The organism is Streptomyces gobiensis (assembly GCF_021216675.1).
GTDB lineage: Bacteria > Actinomycetota > Actinomycetes > Streptomycetales > Streptomycetaceae > Streptomyces > Streptomyces gobiensis.
The window spans coordinates 4,121,468-4,136,607 of the sequence record NZ_CP086120.1 but is presented as its reverse complement, the minus strand read 5'-3'; the positions used below and the strand labels follow the sequence as shown (position 1 = coordinate 4,136,607).

Genomic DNA, 15,140 nt, shown 5'->3' with positions numbered 1-15,140 from the left:
CCATGGCCCATACGACACGGGTTCTCCAGTCGGAGTGGACCAAGGTCCGTACCGTCCGGTCAACGCTGTGGACCCTGGGCATCGCGCTGGTGGTGACGGCCGGCCTTGGCATGCTGATCAGCCTGCTGGTGAAGAACACCTTCGGGCAGCTGTCACCGCGGGAGCGGCTGACCTTCGACCCGACCCTCACCAGCTTCGCCGGGATGATGCTCGGTCAGCTGGCCATGATCGCCTTCGGGGTGCTGGTGGTGTCCAGCGAGTACAGCACCGGCATGATCCGCGCCTCGCTGGCGGCGGTACCGCAGCGCGGCGCCTTTATGGCCGCGAAGGTAACCGTCTGTACGGCGCTGGTGTTCGTGGTCGGCATGGTCACCAGTTTTCTCTCCTTCTTTCTCGGCCAGGCGATGCTGGGTGACTTCGGGACGTCGCTCGGCGAACCGGGCGTGCTGCGTGCGGTGATCGGCGGCGGGCTCTATATGACGCTGATCGCGGTCTTCGCGATGGGCGTCACCTGGATGCTGCGCAGCCCCTTGCTGGCCTTCGGCATCCTGATGCCCTTCTTCTTTCTGATCTCCTCCGTCCTGGAGGCGGTGGAGGCGACCAGCAAGATCGCGAATTACCTTCCCGACCAGGCGGGATCTATGATCATGTCGGTGGTCACGGACGGCACGGACCGTCCCTACGGGCCATGGGGCGGGCTGTTCATCATGACCGCCTGGGTGATCGCGGCGCTGCTGGGCGGCTATCTGGCGCTGAAGCACCGGGACGCGTGACAGGAACCGAACACGCCCCGATACCCTCCTAGGACGGGGGGCGGCGCGCCCCGACGCACGCAACGGCGGGCAACCGCATGTGACCAGCCCAGGGGCGGAGAAAATGATCGAGGCAGTCGGCCTGACGAAGCGCTATGGCGCCAAGACAGCCGTATACAACCTGTCCTTCCAGGTACGGCCAGGCACCGTCACCGGCTTTCTGGGGCCCAATGGCTCCGGGAAGTCCACCACGATGCGGATGATTCTGGGACTGGACGAGCCAAGTGCCGGGCATGTCACGGTCGGCGGCTATCCCTTCCGTAAACTCCCCAATGCTCCGCGCCAGGTGGGTGCGCTGCTGGACGCCAAGGCGGTGCACGGCGGCCGCAGCGCGCGCGAGCATCTGCTGTGCCTCGCCCAGCTCTCCGGTATCCCGGCCAGGCGGGTCGACGAGGTCCTGGGCGTCGTCGGGTTGCAGGAGGTGGCGAAGAAGCGCTCCAAGGGCTTCTCGCTCGGCATGGGGCAGCGGCTGGGCATCGCGGCGGCGCTGCTGGGCGATCCGCAGGTACTGCTCTTCGATGAGCCGGTGAACGGTCTTGACCCCGAGGGCATCCTGTGGGTCCGTAATCTGATGAAGCGGCTGGCCTCGGAGGGCCGGACGGTCTTTGTCTCCAGCCATCTGATGAGCGAAATGGCGCAGACCGCGGAGCATTTGATCGTCATCGGCCGTGGCCAGCTCCTCGCGGATATGTCGGTACGGGACTTCATCGCGCACAACTCCGCGGACTTCGCCCGCGTCCGTACGCCGGACAGCGAACCGGAGCAGCGGGAGAAGCTGGCGACGGCGCTGGCGGAGGCGGGCGGCCAGGTACAGCCCGAGACGGACGGCGCCCTGCGCGTCACCGGTCTGCCGCTGCCCCGGATCAGTGACCTCGCCCATGAGTCGGACGTCCGGCTGTGGGAACTCTCGCCGCACCATGCCTCGCTGGAAGAGGCGTATATGCGGATGACGCAGGGCGCGGTCGACTACCGGTCCACGGCCGACCAGCTCAGCGGGTTCCAGCAGCCGATGGGCTACGCGCCCCACGCGGCCCCCTATGCGGGCAACGGCCATCCGATGCCGGGCCCGTACCCACCGCAGCAGGCCTGGCAGGGCGCGCCACCGCCCCCGCCACAGCCCGCCGCCGCCCCCACCGACCTCTCCACGCCCGACAGCGAGGCCACCCGATGACCACGCCGCAGCACCCACAGACCCCACAGACCCCGCCGCAGCCGCCGCAGCCGCCGGTCAGCCCCTACGCGCCGCCCAGCCGGCCCACCGCGCCGCCGCAGGCCGGACCCGGCGAGCGGGCCGCGATACAGCCGCAGGCCGCGCCAGGGCCGTACGCCGGGCAGCAGCAGGGGGCTTACGGGGCGGCGCCAGCTCCTGCGCAGCCCATGGGGAGCCCAGGCGGCTACGGAGCCCCGGCGCCCGCGCAGCCGCAGGGCGCGCCCGGACCGTACGGGGGGCAGCGGCAGGCCGCCCCGGAGGCCGGGTATGTGTCGCCGATTCCCGTCCAGCGGACGCACTTTGGGCACGCGCTCGCCTCCGAGTGGACGAAGATCCGCTCGGTGCGCTCCACCATGTGGACGCTCGGTGTGATGCTGGTGCTCGTCATCGGCATCGGACTGCTCCTGACCATCCCGCTCGGCTCGCTCGACGACCTCGACGGCATGCCGGTGCTGGGCGCCGGGTTCACGGGGCTGCTGCTCGGGCATCTGTGCATCATCACGCTGGGCGTACTGGTGATGTCCTCGGAGTACGGCACCGGCATGATCCGCACCACGCTGACCGCCTGCCCAAGCCGGGGCCGGGTGCTGATCGCCAAGGCCGTGGTCTTCTTCGTGGTCGCGTTCGTGCTGACGACCATCGCCACAACTCTGGTCGCGCTGGCCCACAGCAGCGTGCTGAGCGACAAGGGCGGCACCGAGCCCACCGGTGAGGAGTGGGCGCTCGCCACGGTCGGCACGGGACTGTATGTCGCCCTCCTCGGTCTGCTGGCGCTCGCGTTCGGCGCGCTGCTCCGGCACTCCGCCGGAGCGATCACCGCCATGCTGGGGCTGGTGCTGCTGCCGCTGCTGCTGGCGCTGTTCATGCAGGGAGAATCGCTGGAGGACATCCAGCAAGCGCTGATTGAGTACTCCGTGGTCAACAACATCGCCACGCTCTACAGCACGCCGTTCCTGGAATCAGGACCGCAGGGCTGGGCGCCGGTGGGGATTATCGCCGGAGTCACAGCCGCGGCACTGATCGGCGCATGGGCCGCGCTGACGGCACGTGACGTATAAGGGCCCAGGCAGCGTCAGTCACCTGAGCAACGTTAGTAACGGGGGCCGTTACGGGACCGCTGGAGCCGGGCGCTCCGGCGGTCCCGCGCGTTCCAGCACGCCTTGTGCCAGTGCCGCCGGTCGTCCACGCTCCCGTACTGCTGCCAGGCCACCACATGGGGCACACCCGGCGGGATTTCCTGATCGCACCCGGGGCAGCGGTAGCGCTTGGCCGCACCACCGCCGCTGATGAGCCGCACCACCCACTCCTCGCCCCGCCAGTCCTCGGTGCGTTCCAGGCCATAGCGCTCCCCACCGTCATCGCGGCGGTCTGGCTTCGCACCGCCGCGTGGGCGGTTTCGTCGCGGGGACACAGGGGCACCTCGGGATGTCCAGGGGCCGTACGGCCCGATGACGGGGCTCTGCGTCAAAGCCTACGCACCAGGTCGCCGGGGAACGGACGCCTGGTCGCTCCATCACTCTTTTCGCTGATCATCAGAAGAACTTCACGCCGGGCCGTGCCCTTGGCACGTGTCAGGCGTTAATGCCTGGGGGAGTTCGCGTCGGCCGATGAGGAGGTAATGGCCATGCGTGTAGGGGCATTTGTGCTGGGCGCCCAGTTTCCGGGGCAGGGTCAGGGGGAGGCACTGCACCGCGCGGTGCGCTCAGCAGAACTGGCCGAAGAGGCCGGACTTGATGCGATATGGCTAGCAGAGCACCACTTTGTACCGTACGGCACCTGTCCCTCGGCGGTGACACTGGCGGCGCTCCTGCTGGGACGTACCCAGCGTATCGGTGTGGGCACCGCCGTGAGCGTACTGCCGACCGCACACCCGGTCACGCTCGGCGAGCAGACCGCATTGCTGCATCTCACCACGGGCGGCCGCTTCACGCTCGGCGTCGGCCGGGGCGGCCCCTGGGTGGATCTGGAAGTCTTCGGCAGTGGCGTCGAGGCATATGAGCGGGGCTTCCCGGAGTCGCTGGATCTCCTGCTGCGCTGGCTGCGCGAGACCCGGGTCGGCGCGGACGGCGAGCGCTACCGCTTCCGGGAGGTCACCGTCGTACCGCGCCCTGCCGAGGCCCTGGAGGGGACCACCGCTCCCCCGGTACTGGTCGCCTGTACCAGCTCCGGGTCGGTCCAGCTGGCCGCAGAGCGCGGGCTGCCCATGCTGCTGGGCATGCACTGCGGCGACGAGGAGAAGGCCGGGATGATCGCCCAGTGGCGGCGTGCGGCACGGGCGGCGGGGCACGACACCGACACCATCGAGGCCGCCGGGCATGTCTCGGCCGGGGTTGTGCAGATCGCCGACAACCAGGCGGAGGCGGCCGAAACCCTCACCAAGGCGATGCCGGGCTGGCTACGGCAGGGGCTGGCGGCCCATGTGACCGTGGACGGGCGAAAGCGCGCGATGCGCGACCCGGCCGCGTACACGGAGCTGCTGTGCGGTCTGCACCCGGTGGGAACCCCTGAACTGTGCGCCGAGCGACTCGCCGCCACCGCCGAGCGGACCGGCATCCAGCGATTCGCCCTGCTGGTCGAGGGCTCCGGGGATCTGGCCGCCACCGAGCTGAACATCAAACGGCTGGGCAGCGAAGTGCTGCCGCTCCTCGGCACCCAGCCGGGAACGGCAGCACTTGGTGATCTTCGCTAAGCCCATCAATTGCGCAACCCCAGCAGCGAGCAACCACCTCTGCGAGAGCAACGCCGGTTCAGGCGCAAGGGCCTTGCCGCTCAGCAGTCGCGAAGGAGCGGTGACTGGTTGAGCAGCTGACCACGGATGGAAGTGAAGCGTTTCAGCCGGTCATCCACAGAGGCATCCAGCGGAAAGACCGCGACCCGGTGGCAGTTCTGAAAGGCGAGCCGCACCCCGAAGTGCCGCTCCAGGGCTCCTCGGATGGCGTCGCTCGCCATCGCACGGAGCAACTGGCCACGTGCCTGCTCGTCCGGCGGCGGTGTCTGGTTGTCGGCGAATTCCCCACCGTCGACCTTGAGCCGGGCCACCAGAGAGCTGATCATCTCCCATGCGTAGGGGAGGGAGTTCTTGACGCAGTCGACGAATTCCGCTTCGTCCACCTCGCCTCGCTCGGCCTGTTCCAGGAGGGCCGGTGAGACGTCGAGCGACATGGGGTTCTCCTCTCGCGACCCCTGTCAGCGGGGTCTCACGGACGGGACAGGAGGCCCCGCCGTATCGTCACACGCTCTCGGTCGGCGACGCCCCCGCTACTAACGGTAGAGCCCTTGACGGCCACCCACCATACGAACACGCACACAACCGGCCACGAATGAACGGGGAGAAGCAGGGGCGAATCGCGCCGACAGCTGGATGTCGAGTAGCGTGACGGACCATGCGTCTCGTCATCGCCCGCTGCTCCGTGGACTACGCCGGCAGGCTCACCGCCCACCTCCCCTCGGCCCCTCGGCTCATCCTGGTGAAGGCCGATGGTTCCGTTTCCGTCCATGCTGACGACCGGGCCTACAAACCCCTCAACTGGATGTCCCCACCGTGCACCCTCAAGGAGGGGGAAGACAGCATCTGGACCGTGGTGAACAAGGCGGGCGAGAAGCTCATCATCACCATGGAAGAGGTCCTGCACGACTCCTCGCACGAGCTCGGCGTCGACCCCGGACTGATCAAAGACGGGGTGGAGGCGCACCTTCAGGAGCTCCTCGCGGACCGGATGGAGACCCTTGGTGAGGGCTGGTCGCTGATTCGGCGTGAATACCCCACTGCCATCGGCCCGGTGGACATCCTCGGCCGCGACGCCGAGGGCACGACCATCGCGATCGAGATCAAGCGACGCGGCGAGATCGACGGTGTCGAACAGCTCACCCGCTATCTGGAGCTGCTGAACCGCGATCCCCATCTGGCTCCCGTCAAGGGCGTGTTCGCGGCTCAGGAGATCAAGCCGCAGGCCCGTGTCCTTGCCACGGACCGAGGCATCGACTGCGTCGCCCTCGACTATGACGCACTACGCGGCATCGAAGACGACAAACTCCGCCTCTTCTAACCCACGTGTTGTGGGCACTCTCCCCCCAGCTAACTCCCCCAGACTCCTCCCCCAGCTACCGCTGGGAGGTGCCCCCAGGGAGGTGCCCCCAGGAGGTGCCCCCAGCCCCGCGAGGGGCGTGGGCCCGCCCTGCTACGCAACCACCCACCCACACCAGCCACGATGCTCCGGCCCACCCCGCAGCGGGGCTCGCGACGCCTGGTGGGCACAACACCGGCCACCGGCCCGCACCGGCCACCCCGGGGCCCGGGGCGCAAGCCCCGGTTTCCGGGAAGGGGCGGGACACGGGGAACCCCACCCACAGCACCCCGCAGCCGGGGCGGAGCCCGCCACGCGGCGGAGCCGCATATCGGCACAGCCGGGAAGGGGCGGGAATTGGGGAAATCCCACCCCGGCACCCCCGCAGCCGGGGCGGAGCCCCGCCGCGCGGCAGCCGCGCTAGGCGACGGTCGGCGAGCCACTGGCCGGCTCTGAGGAGCCGTCCGCAGAATCACCGCCCGGCGCCGCCGAATCGGTCGGCGCAGGCCCACTCGCGGTGTCCGAAGTACCCGCCGATGGACCATCCGTACCCCCCGGTTCTTCGGTAGGTTCATCCGAGCCGCTCGGATCGTCCGAACCCTCAGGAGGGCTCGGCTCACTCGACTCCTCGGGCTCGCTCGGTGAATCGCTGGGCCCGCCATCGGAAGAACCGCCGCCGGACGTCCCACCACCGGTCGAACCGCCACCGGACGTGCCACCACCCGATGTGCTGCCACCAGACGTCGTACCGCCATCAGACGTCCCGCCGGTGGCGGAGCCACCACCGGAAGAGCCGCCGCCGGACGTCCGGCTGGGCGATGAGTGGCTGTCGCCCGGCGTCCCGCTGCCCGCGCTGCCCGAGGCCGAGGTGCCCGCCCGGTGGGAGGCGTCCGGTGCGCCGCTGCTCGGCTTCGGCTGCTTCGGACTTCTCGTCGCGTCCTGCGACGGCCGGTCCGCGGTCAGGCCGTCGTCACCGTCCTGCTCCGAGGCAGAACGGTCCGGCTTCACCCGGTCCGGTTGATCGTCATCACCGTTGGAGGCGTTGCCGAGCGTGACCACCGTGCCCAGCACGGCTGCCAGGAGGGCACCCGCGCTGGCGGCCACCACATTGCGCCGGGCCCCGGTGATCATCAGCCGCCGGGTGGCGCGGCGTTCGCCGCCGGTGCCGTAGTCGCCGATTCCCGCGCTCTCCCCGGAGATCAGGGTGTCCGCCTCGTACGCGTCACCCAACGGCGGGGTCAGCCCACCGGGCGGTGACGCCGGCTCCTCGCTCCGGGAGTCCGGCAACTCGGGCGAGGGGGGTTCCGCCGCGGTGCGCCCTACCCCGGCCTGCGGGCCGGAGAGGTCCGCGACGAGGGCCAGCGCCCGGCGCCCAGCCACCGCGCCCCGGCGGTCGGCCAGCACACCCCGCAGCCCTATGGAGGCTTCCAGCTCGGCCCGCGCCCGCTCCAGATTCCCCGTGCACAGCGCGAGCACACCCAACTCATGGTGGAAGTATGCCTCTTCGGCCACCTCACCCGCGAGCCGCGCCGCCTCCTGGCCGCTGCGCAGCGCCCGCTCCCAGGCGGACCACCGCAGTGCCGCCGCGAAGACGGGAGCCGCCGTATGCGCCAGCAGTACGGCGGCGCTCGGGTGGCCGCCCCGCTGGGCGCCCTGGACGGCGGCCAGAACCGTATCGGCCTCGACGGCGACCCGCTCCGGGGTGATGGAGGGGTGCCCGACCCACCAGGCGTAGTGCCGCGCGGCGGCCTGTGCCAGAGCGGTGGCGTCCTCGCCGTATCCCGCGGCGGTCAGCTGCCTGGCCACTCCGGCCGCCAGCCGGTAGTGCGCTCCGGCGGCGGTGGCAAGCCCGGCGCCGGTCAGCTCGGCCATCGCGCTGTCCGCGCCCGACTCCTCCAGGAGCGTGGGCAGATGCGACTGGTGCGGCAGTTCACCACCGAGCGCGACACCGAACCGCAGCGCCCCACGGGCCAGCGGGGAGAGCCCGGCGGCCACCTCCTCAGCGTTGAGAGCGGCGACCGACAGTGCGGGCAGCGGTGCCGCATCCGGTTCGGCCCGCCGCGCGTCCCGGTGCCGCAGCAGCGCCCCGGCCTGTACGAAGCGCAGGGGGAGCCCTTCGGACTCAAACCACAGATCGGCTGCCCAGTCGGACTCATCGTTGCCCAGCGGCCGCCGCACACCGTGCTCCAGCAGCTCAAGACAGGCCGTGCGGCTGAGGCCGGAGAGGAAGACCTCTTCGAGGTGCGAGTCCGCCGAGGGGGCGGCGACATCCGGGGTGGCGGAGATCAGGAAGGCGCACTCCGGGGTGGCGTGCAGCAGCTCATCGAGGGCCGCGCCGCCGAACTCGATGTCGTCGAGCACAACGACCGCGCCGACTCCGCGCAGGCTGTCCAGCAGCAGATCACGGCCGGGACGGTGCAGTGTGGCCTGGTGCACCGCGGCGAACAGCTCATGGAGCAGGTCGGTGGGGGTGCGGTGGTAGCCGCTGAGCCGCACCACGCCGTCCGGCGCCAGCCCGGCACAGTCGGCGGCTACCGCGTCCAGCAGGGCGGTGCGTCCCGATCCCGAGGGTCCGGTGACGCGGACGGAACGGCCGCGCGCCAGCAGCCGGGCGAGCCGCTCGCGTTCCTCTTCCCGCTCCAGCAGCGGCATATCGACCGCCGCTTCCTCCACCAGGGTGAGCGGCCCGGTGGCGCGCTGAATCCCGTCTGGGCCTTCGGGCCCATGCCGCCGTGGCACATCGGGTACGTCGCCCGGCGGATATGGCTCGATCTCGCTGCCGTCGACAGGGTTGACGGTCAGCAGGAAGTCACCGGCGACAAGTTGCACAGTCCTGGCCAGCGCTCCGCTGTCCTGACTATGCCGGCCGTCGTTGCTGTCCTGGTTCTCCGGTCCCTGGCTGTTCGGGTCCATGCTCAAAGCCCCCAGATGCGGTGCGTGCTCAGCTCTCCCGGGCTGTCCGCACGCTCGCCTTCGCTTCTGGTCCGGTGCCCGTCGGCGGCGCAGTCCATGCGCCCCTCGTGACAGTGAACCGAACCCTAGACCTTCGTCCAGTGTCACCAAAGCCGGGGCCGGGGAAGGCCGCCGGAATCGTCATGGCTTTGTGAGGATTCCGCCCTCGATGGCCAGGATGCGATGCAACCGGGTAGCCACCAGCAGGCGCTGCATCTGCGGCGGTACGTCCCGCAGGACGAGCCGGCGCCCACACCGGCCCGCCCGCCGGTGGGCACCCATGATCACACCGAGGCCCGTCGCATCCCAGGAGTCCAGCCCCGCGAGATCCAGCACGAGGTCCCCCTGTCCGGAGTCGACGGCGGTGTGCAGGACAGTGCGGGCGTCCGCAGCGCTGCGGACGTCGAGGCGGCCCCCGACGACCATCTCGGCGTGGTCGCCCCTGATGTGCATATGCGCTCCCCGGAAAGTGCGTCGCGTGAACCTTCGTGTCTGAATGTCTCACCACAACTGACTGCCGCTCCGGCAGTGAAGTTGCCGTCCGTACTCGAACCGATACGGAATTCACCCCTACGGGTGAGCCATGTCGTCGCTGGACTGGTGCTGGGTCGGTGCGGGTCAGTGCTGGTAGAAGCCCTCGCCGCTCTTGCGGCCAATGTCGCCCGCGTCCACCATGCGGCGCATGAGCTCGGGGGCGGCGAACTTCTCGTCCTGGGACTCGGTGTAGATGTTGTCTGTGGCGTTCAGCAGGATGTCGATCCCGGTGAGGTCGGCGGTGGCCAGTGGGCCCATGGCGTGGCCAAAGCCCAGCTTGCAGGCGATGTCGATGTCCTCAGCGGTGGCCACTCCGGACTCGTACAGCTTCGCCGCCTCGACGACGAGCGCCGTGATGAGACGGGTCGTCACAAAACCGGCGACATCGCGGTTGACGACGATACAGGTTTTGCCCACGCTCTCCGCGAACTCCCGTGCGCGAGCGAGGGTTTCATCGCTGGTCTTGAGGCCACGCACCAGCTCACAGAGGGCCATCATCGGCACCGGCGAGAAGAAGTGGGTGCCGACGACCTGCTCGGGGCGCTGGGTGGCGGCCGCGATCTTGGTGATCGGGATGGCGGAGGTATTCGAGGCCAGGATGGTCTCGTCCTTCACGATCCCGTCGAGGGTGCGGAAGATCTCCTGCTTGACCTCGATCTTCTCGAAGACCGCCTCAACGACGACATCCGCGTCGGCGGCGGCCTCCAGATCGGTGGTGGTGACAATACGGGCGAGTGCGGCCTCAGCGTCCGCGGCCGTCAGCTTGTCCTTGGCGACAAACTTCGCATATGAGGCCTCGATCCCGCCCTTGCCACGGGCCAGCGCCTCATCGGTGACATCCCGGAGCACCACGTCCCAGCCAGCCTGGGCGGAGACCTGTGCGATACCGGATCCCATGAGTCCGGCCCCGATGACGGCAAGCTTCTTGGCCACGTGCTCTTCCTCCCTGCGGGCGTAGGTCGCTCTCAGGCGGACCTTAGCGCCCGTGAGCGATCGGTGGGCGCTGAAGAGATGCGCGTCACGTCTCACCTGATGGACATCACACCGGAAGGCGCCATTCCGTGGGCCGCCTTGCGCAGTTGAGCGCATTAGGCTCGAAGCATGGTCAATCTGACGCGCATCTACACCCGTACCGGCGACAAGGGCACCACCGCGCTGGGCGATATGAGCCGCACCGGCAAGACGGACTCCCGGATCGCCGCGTACGCCGACGCCAATGAGGCCAACGCCGCCATCGGGGTGGCCCTCGCGCTGGGCGAGCTCCCCGAGGAGGTCAGGACGGTCCTGATCCGGGTACAGAACGACCTCTTCGATGTCGGTGCCGATCTCGCCACCCCGGTGGCGGAGAATCCGGAGTATCCGCCGCTGCGGGTTGAGCAGAGCTACATCGACAAGCTGGAAGCGGACTGTGACCGCTTCAACAAGCACCTGGAGAAGCTGCGCAGCTTCATCCTGCCCGGGGGCACGCCGGGCGCCGCGCTGCTGCACCAGGCCTGCACGGTGGTGCGGCGCGCTGAGCGCGCCACGTGGGGAGCCATGGAGGAGCACGGCGAGACGATGAATCCCCTGGCGGCGACCTATCTCAATCGGCTCTCCGATCTGCTGTTCATTCTGGCCCGCACGGCGAACAAGGAGCTCGGCGACATCCTGTGGGTGCCCGGCGAGAACCGCTGAGCCCCGTCTCCCGCGGCTCCGCCGCGCGGTGTGGGCCTCCCCTATGCCCGCCCATATACGGCTCCGCCCCGGCGGCGGGAGTGGGGGTTCCCCCATGCCGCCCCTTCCCAGCTGCACCGATATACGGCTCCGCCGCGTGGCGGGGCTCCGCCCCGGCACGGGGGTGGGGGTTCCCCAATCCCGCCCCTTCCCGGCTGTACCGACATGCGGCTCCGCCGCGCGGCGGGGCTCCGCCCCGGGGGCCCGGTGCGGGCCGGTGGCCGGTGTTGTGCCCACCCTCCCCCAGGCCCTGAACGGGCTGGGAGGTACCCCCATCGCCCCTCGGGCGGCCCGAGTGCCCACAACACTCGGGGGCCCCGGGGCGGCAGCCACCGGTTTCGGGGAGGGGCGGGGTTGGGGGCACGCCAGGCGCGCTCGCTATGCGTTGGCGGGGGACTTCTTGGGCCACAGGGTGTAGGTGAGCGCCCAGATCACGCTGATCACGGCGACCAGGGCCATCTTCGTCTGCCAGTCGCGCAGCGGCACGATCTGGTCCGCGGCGCCGACGTACCGGACGGCGGCCTGAAGCAGCGCCGCGGCGATCGCCGCGGCGCCCACCGCGCGGGCGGCCATCTTCCACTCGTGCAGGGCCCGCGCCATCCCGTAGCGAGGTGGCTTGACCGGCGGGGGGCCTCCCGCGAGGCGGTGGGCGACGTGACCGTCGGCCCACTTGATCATGTAGTGGCCATGGGTCACCGTAAAGCCGATGTACACCGCGGCCAGGCCATGCCGCCAGCCCGGTGCCGCGCCGCCCTTCAGCTCGATGGCGGTGGCGATGAGCAGCACCACCTCCAGCAGTGGCTCACAGAGCAGCACCGCTGCTCCAAGGCGCGGCATCTTCGCCAGATAGCGCAGGCTCAGTCCGGCGGCCAGCAGCACCCAGAAGCCGATCTCAGCGGCGATGATCAGGCCGATGATCAAGGGGAGCTCCTCTCACTCCCCTCCAGCGTCTCCGCCGATACGCCGCGGTTCGTCGTCGCCGATGACGAACCGCTGCTGCGACTTTCGATGTACTCCGGGGGCCCGGGCTCAGCTGAGAAAGCTGAGGATCAGAAAGACCACGCCCGTCAGGGCGGCTGCGCCCGCACCGATGCCGAAGCCCAGGAGTTTGTTGTTCTCGCCCCGGATCAGTTCATCCTGGGGCTTGGTGGACATGATGAAGACGCCGCCCTCGGCTGGGGCACCGATGGACAGGCCGCCGCCCGCGTCGCTGGCCTCGCCATGGATGAAGAGCTGGCGGCCGGAACGGACCACCCACTCCTCGTGCTTGTAGCCGATCGTGCCACCGCGGGAGGAACCCAGCGTGAGCGGGCCGATCTTGAGCTGGCCGCCACGGTCGCCGTGGTGCTGCTCAAAGCGGTCCAGCACCTTCTCCGCCCCGATGACGTCGTGTTTGCCGGGGCGTATCACGACCTTGCCGGTGGCGTCCTCGACGAAGAAGGCGGTGGGGCTGGAGTGCTGGGAGACCACCTCGCTCCGAGTCCTGCGCTGCCGCCTGCCCTTGCTGTCCCGGGTGATCTCCTCGTACTTGTGAGTGACCTTGTGCTTGTGCCACACACAGTCGACCTTCTCCAGCTCGGAGCTCAACGCCCCGTTCTTGTGCTCCCGGGCGGCACCGACAACCTCGCAGCGGTAGCGGAACTGCCCCTCACCGGCAGCCTCCACGGCCGCCGAGCGCAGCGCCCTGAGGTCGCTCACCGACAGGGTCTCAGTGCTCTCCATCGAGCGGATACGCGTGTTCGCGACCCATGCCAGATATCCGCACACCACCGCCACCGCCAAGCCGATGAGGCCGACCCAGACCATGGATATCCCCCTGAGTTGCTTCGCTTCGTCGGCGCGACTCTACCGTCGGCATGCTGAGATAGGGCCATGCGGTGCCCCTTTCCCCGCCCCCATCGCGCCGATGTGCTGATCGCCGTCGCCGGGCTGCTCAGCGGGCTGCTGCTGTGGGTGCTCGGGCTCTACAGCAATCCGGTGCTGGGCCGGGAACACGGGGCGCTGGTGCTCATTCCGCTCGTGGTGATGTGCGTGGCCGTGCTGGGGCGGCGGACCGGCCAGCCCTGGGCGCTGGGGATCGCCGTGGCCGCGCTGGTGGGGGACACGCTCACGGGATCGCTGCTGGCGACGATCGTGCTGTTCACCGATGTGGTCTACGCGGCCGTGCTCTACGGCGGTCCCCGGCTGTCCCGCGCCGTGCTGCCGGTGAGCGTCGCCCTCACGGTGGCCGTCACCATCGGCACGCTGGCCGCCTCCCGTAAACCGGACGCACTGCTGCTCGGTGCCGTTTGCGGGCTCATCACGGTCGCTCCCGCATGGACCGCGATCATTATCCGGGACCATCGCAACGCCGCCGCCGCCGAGCGGCTGCGCGCCGAACAGACCGCGCTGCTCGCCGAGATGGACCGCACCCAGGCGGTCACCGCTGAGCGCGCCCGGATGGCCCGGGAGTTGCATGACCTGGTGGCCAACCATCTGTCCGCGATCGCCATCCACGCCACGGCGGCCCAGTCGCTGGACGACCGCGCGACCGCCCGGGACGCGCTCTCGGTGATCCGGGAGAACAGCGTCCAGGGGCTGGCCGAGATGCGCCGCCTCATCGGCATCCTCCGTGATACGAGCGGTGATGACGAGCCCAGCGCCGCACCGACCCTCGCGGGGTTGAGCTCGCTGGTGGAGCAGGTCCGTACGAGCGGTGTCGCCAGCGGGCTGAGCTTCGTCCTGCGGGATGAGACATACGTCGGCGGTGCTTCCGCGCTGCCCGCGCCAATCGAGCTGACGGCCTACCGCGTGGTGCAGGAATCACTCACCAACGCGCTGAAGCACGCGGCACCCGGGGAGGTCACCGTGCGGCTGTGCCGGGAGGATGCTCTGACGGTCCGTGTGATGAGCCCGCTCGGCGTACGTCCAGGCCCGCGCGCGCCGGGCTCGGGCGCCGGGCTGATCGGGATGCGGGAGCGGGTGGAGCTTCTGGGCGGTGAGTTCGAGGCCGGCCCGCACGACGGCAGTTGGCTCGTACGGGCCGTACTCCCCCTGGAAGAAGGATCTCAGCGCACATGGCGATCCGGGTTCTGGTCGCCGAGGACCAGTCGGCCGTACGGGCCGGGCTGGTCCTCATTCTCCGTAACGCCCCGGGGATCGAGGTCATCGGAGAGGCCGGGGACGGTGCGGAGGCGGTCCGGCTGGCCCGTGAACTGCGGCCCGATCTGGTACTGATGGACATCCAGATGCCACGGCTTGACGGTGTGTCGGCCACGCGCGCGGTGGTAACGGAGGAGCTGGCGGATGTGCTGGTGCTGACCACCTTCGATCTGGATGAGTATGTCTTCGGAGCGCTGCGCGCCGGTGCGGCGGGCTTTCTGCTCAAGGACACCGACGCGGCGTCGCTGGTTGAGGCGGTACGGACGGTGGCGCGCGGTGAGGGTCTGATCGCTCCGGCGGTGACCCGTCGGCTGATCCGTGAGTTCGCGGCCCCGGGAGCCGCGAATCCCGCTGCCGCGAGCGCGCCGCCGGAGCTGGCCTCGCTCACCTCGCGGGAGCGGGAGGTGCTTGGCTGCCTGGGCGAAGGGCTCTCCAACGCGGAGATCGCGGCGTCCCTCACCATGGCGGAGGCCACGGTGAAGACACATGTCAGCCGGGTGCTGGGCAAACTCGGCCTGAAAAGCCGGACGCAGGCCGCGGTACACGCCCGTGAATGGGGCGTTGCGGGGAACTGAAACCAATTTGGTCCAGACCTATTGACCAAAGGTCTGGACCTCCTTACGCTCCCGGGCAACTGCGGTGAGCGTGGCCTCACGCATGCTCGCACGGCGGCGCAGGTCCCCCATTCCTCTCCGGGTTTCCGGACCTCAGGCT

The 15,140-nt window shown here is 69.7% G+C and carries 15 protein-coding genes; 8 read left to right on the top strand and 7 right to left on the bottom strand.

Translation table 11 applies throughout. The annotated features are described in order from the left end of the window. Nucleotides 1–2 precede the first annotated feature (2 nt). The 3 genes from test1122_RS19430 (at nt 3) to test1122_RS19420 (ending at nt 3,080) form a co-directional block, all read left to right on the top strand. Nucleotides 3–773, top strand: a complete 771-nt coding sequence (locus tag test1122_RS19430) for an ABC transporter permease (RefSeq protein ID WP_232270441.1) — start codon at nt 3–5, stop codon at nt 771–773. A gap of 103 nt (nt 774–876) precedes the next feature. Beyond that, entirely contained in the window at nt 877–1,983 is a 1,107-nt protein-coding gene (locus test1122_RS19425) for an ABC transporter ATP-binding protein (protein WP_232270440.1), read from the top strand. Next, on the top strand, nt 1,980–3,080 hold the full coding sequence (locus test1122_RS19420; protein ID WP_338423554.1) for an ABC transporter permease: 1,101 nt from the start codon (nt 1,980–1,982) through the stop codon (nt 3,078–3,080). The genes test1122_RS19425 and test1122_RS19420 overlap by 4 nt, the downstream gene beginning before the upstream one ends. Before the next feature lie 32 nt (nt 3,081–3,112). On the opposite strand, the gene test1122_RS19415 is transcribed toward test1122_RS19420, so the two are convergent. Further along, nucleotides 3,113–3,433: an ATP/GTP-binding protein gene (locus test1122_RS19415; protein ID WP_232270439.1), complete on the bottom strand. Its 321-nt coding sequence runs from the start codon at nt 3,431–3,433 to the stop codon at nt 3,113–3,115. Between the two features lie 213 nt (nt 3,434–3,646). On the opposite strand from test1122_RS19415, the gene test1122_RS19410 reads away from it, so the two are divergent. Beyond that, a complete protein-coding gene (locus test1122_RS19410) occupies nt 3,647–4,711 on the top strand; it encodes an LLM class flavin-dependent oxidoreductase (protein WP_232270438.1) in 1,065 nt (354 codons plus the stop codon). Nucleotides 4,712–4,791: 80 nt separating this feature from the next. Here test1122_RS19410 and test1122_RS19405 read toward each other — a convergent pair whose 3' ends face one another. Continuing rightward, a complete protein-coding gene (locus test1122_RS19405) occupies nt 4,792–5,184 on the bottom strand; it encodes an SCO5389 family protein (RefSeq protein ID WP_232270437.1) in 393 nt (130 codons plus the stop codon). Between the two features lie 221 nt (nt 5,185–5,405). Here test1122_RS19405 and nucS point away from each other — a divergent pair, with 221 nt between their 5' ends. Beyond that, nucleotides 5,406–6,068: an endonuclease NucS gene (nucS, locus tag test1122_RS19400; protein ID WP_232270436.1), complete on the top strand. Its 663-nt coding sequence runs from the start codon at nt 5,406–5,408 to the stop codon at nt 6,066–6,068. Between the two features lie 438 nt (nt 6,069–6,506). Here nucS and test1122_RS19395 read toward each other — a convergent pair whose 3' ends face one another. The 3 genes from test1122_RS19395 to test1122_RS19385 all read right to left on the bottom strand — a co-directional run bounded on the left by test1122_RS19395 (nt 6,507) and on the right by test1122_RS19385 (nt 10,505). Next, nucleotides 6,507–8,999 (bottom strand): ATP-binding protein, encoded by a 2,493-nt coding sequence (locus test1122_RS19395; protein ID WP_232270435.1) that lies wholly within the window; start codon nt 8,997–8,999, stop codon nt 6,507–6,509. A gap of 180 nt (nt 9,000–9,179) precedes the next feature. Beyond that, nucleotides 9,180–9,491 carry an STAS domain-containing protein gene (locus test1122_RS19390; RefSeq protein ID WP_232270434.1) on the bottom strand — a complete coding sequence of 104 codons (312 nt, stop codon included), beginning with the start codon at nt 9,489–9,491 and terminating at the stop codon, nt 9,180–9,182. 165 nt (nt 9,492–9,656) lie between these two features. Further along, entirely contained in the window at nt 9,657–10,505 is an 849-nt protein-coding gene (locus tag test1122_RS19385; RefSeq protein ID WP_232270433.1) for a 3-hydroxyacyl-CoA dehydrogenase family protein, read from the bottom strand. Between the two features lie 168 nt (nt 10,506–10,673). On the opposite strand from test1122_RS19385, the gene test1122_RS19380 reads away from it, so the two are divergent. Then, entirely contained in the window at nt 10,674–11,246 is a 573-nt protein-coding gene (locus test1122_RS19380) for a cob(I)yrinic acid a,c-diamide adenosyltransferase (protein WP_232270432.1), read from the top strand. Nucleotides 11,247–11,663: 417 nt separating this feature from the next. Here the strand turns inward: test1122_RS19380 and test1122_RS19375 are convergent, their stop codons facing one another. Next, complete coding sequence (locus test1122_RS19375) at nt 11,664–12,206, bottom strand: hypothetical protein (protein ID WP_232270431.1); 543 nt, start codon at nt 12,204–12,206, stop codon at nt 11,664–11,666. 108 nt (nt 12,207–12,314) lie between these two features. Then, nucleotides 12,315–13,091, bottom strand: coding sequence for an E3 ubiquitin ligase family protein (locus test1122_RS19370; protein ID WP_232270430.1), 777 nt, complete (start codon nt 13,089–13,091; stop codon nt 12,315–12,317). A 66-nt stretch (nt 13,092–13,157) separates the two neighbouring features. Between test1122_RS19370 and test1122_RS19365 the strand changes: the two genes are divergently transcribed. Continuing rightward, complete coding sequence (locus test1122_RS19365; protein ID WP_232270429.1) at nt 13,158–14,501, top strand: sensor histidine kinase; 1,344 nt, start codon at nt 13,158–13,160, stop codon at nt 14,499–14,501. Further along, nucleotides 14,393–15,001, top strand: coding sequence for a LuxR C-terminal-related transcriptional regulator (locus test1122_RS19360; RefSeq protein WP_232271990.1), 609 nt, complete (start codon nt 14,393–14,395; stop codon nt 14,999–15,001). The genes test1122_RS19365 and test1122_RS19360 overlap by 109 nt, the downstream gene beginning before the upstream one ends. Nucleotides 15,002–15,140: the final 139 nt, after the last annotated feature.

What these genes read in the sequence shown, in the direction of transcription:
- test1122_RS19430 (WP_232270441.1), top strand. Translation starts at nt 3, where the DNA reads ATGGCCCATACGACACGGGTTCTCCAGTCGGAGTGGACCAAGGTCCGT.
- test1122_RS19425 (WP_232270440.1), top strand. Translation starts at nt 877, where the DNA reads ATGATCGAGGCAGTCGGCCTGACGAAGCGCTATGGCGCCAAGACAGCC.
- test1122_RS19420 (WP_338423554.1), top strand. Translation starts at nt 1,980, where the DNA reads ATGACCACGCCGCAGCACCCACAGACCCCACAGACCCCGCCGCAGCCG.
- test1122_RS19410 (WP_232270438.1), top strand. Translation starts at nt 3,647, where the DNA reads ATGCGTGTAGGGGCATTTGTGCTGGGCGCCCAGTTTCCGGGGCAGGGT.
- test1122_RS19405 (WP_232270437.1), bottom strand. Translation starts at nt 5,184, where the DNA reads ATGTCGCTCGACGTCTCACCGGCCCTCCTGGAACAGGCCGAGCGAGGC.
- nucS (WP_232270436.1), top strand. Translation starts at nt 5,406, where the DNA reads ATGCGTCTCGTCATCGCCCGCTGCTCCGTGGACTACGCCGGCAGGCTC.
- test1122_RS19395 (WP_232270435.1), bottom strand. Translation starts at nt 8,999, where the DNA reads ATGGACCCGAACAGCCAGGGACCGGAGAACCAGGACAGCAACGACGGC.
- test1122_RS19390 (WP_232270434.1), bottom strand. Translation starts at nt 9,491, where the DNA reads ATGCACATCAGGGGCGACCACGCCGAGATGGTCGTCGGGGGCCGCCTC.
- test1122_RS19380 (WP_232270432.1), top strand. Translation starts at nt 10,674, where the DNA reads ATGGTCAATCTGACGCGCATCTACACCCGTACCGGCGACAAGGGCACC.
- test1122_RS19370 (WP_232270430.1), bottom strand. Translation starts at nt 13,091, where the DNA reads ATGGTCTGGGTCGGCCTCATCGGCTTGGCGGTGGCGGTGGTGTGCGGA.
- test1122_RS19365 (WP_232270429.1), top strand. Translation starts at nt 13,158, where the DNA reads ATGCGGTGCCCCTTTCCCCGCCCCCATCGCGCCGATGTGCTGATCGCC.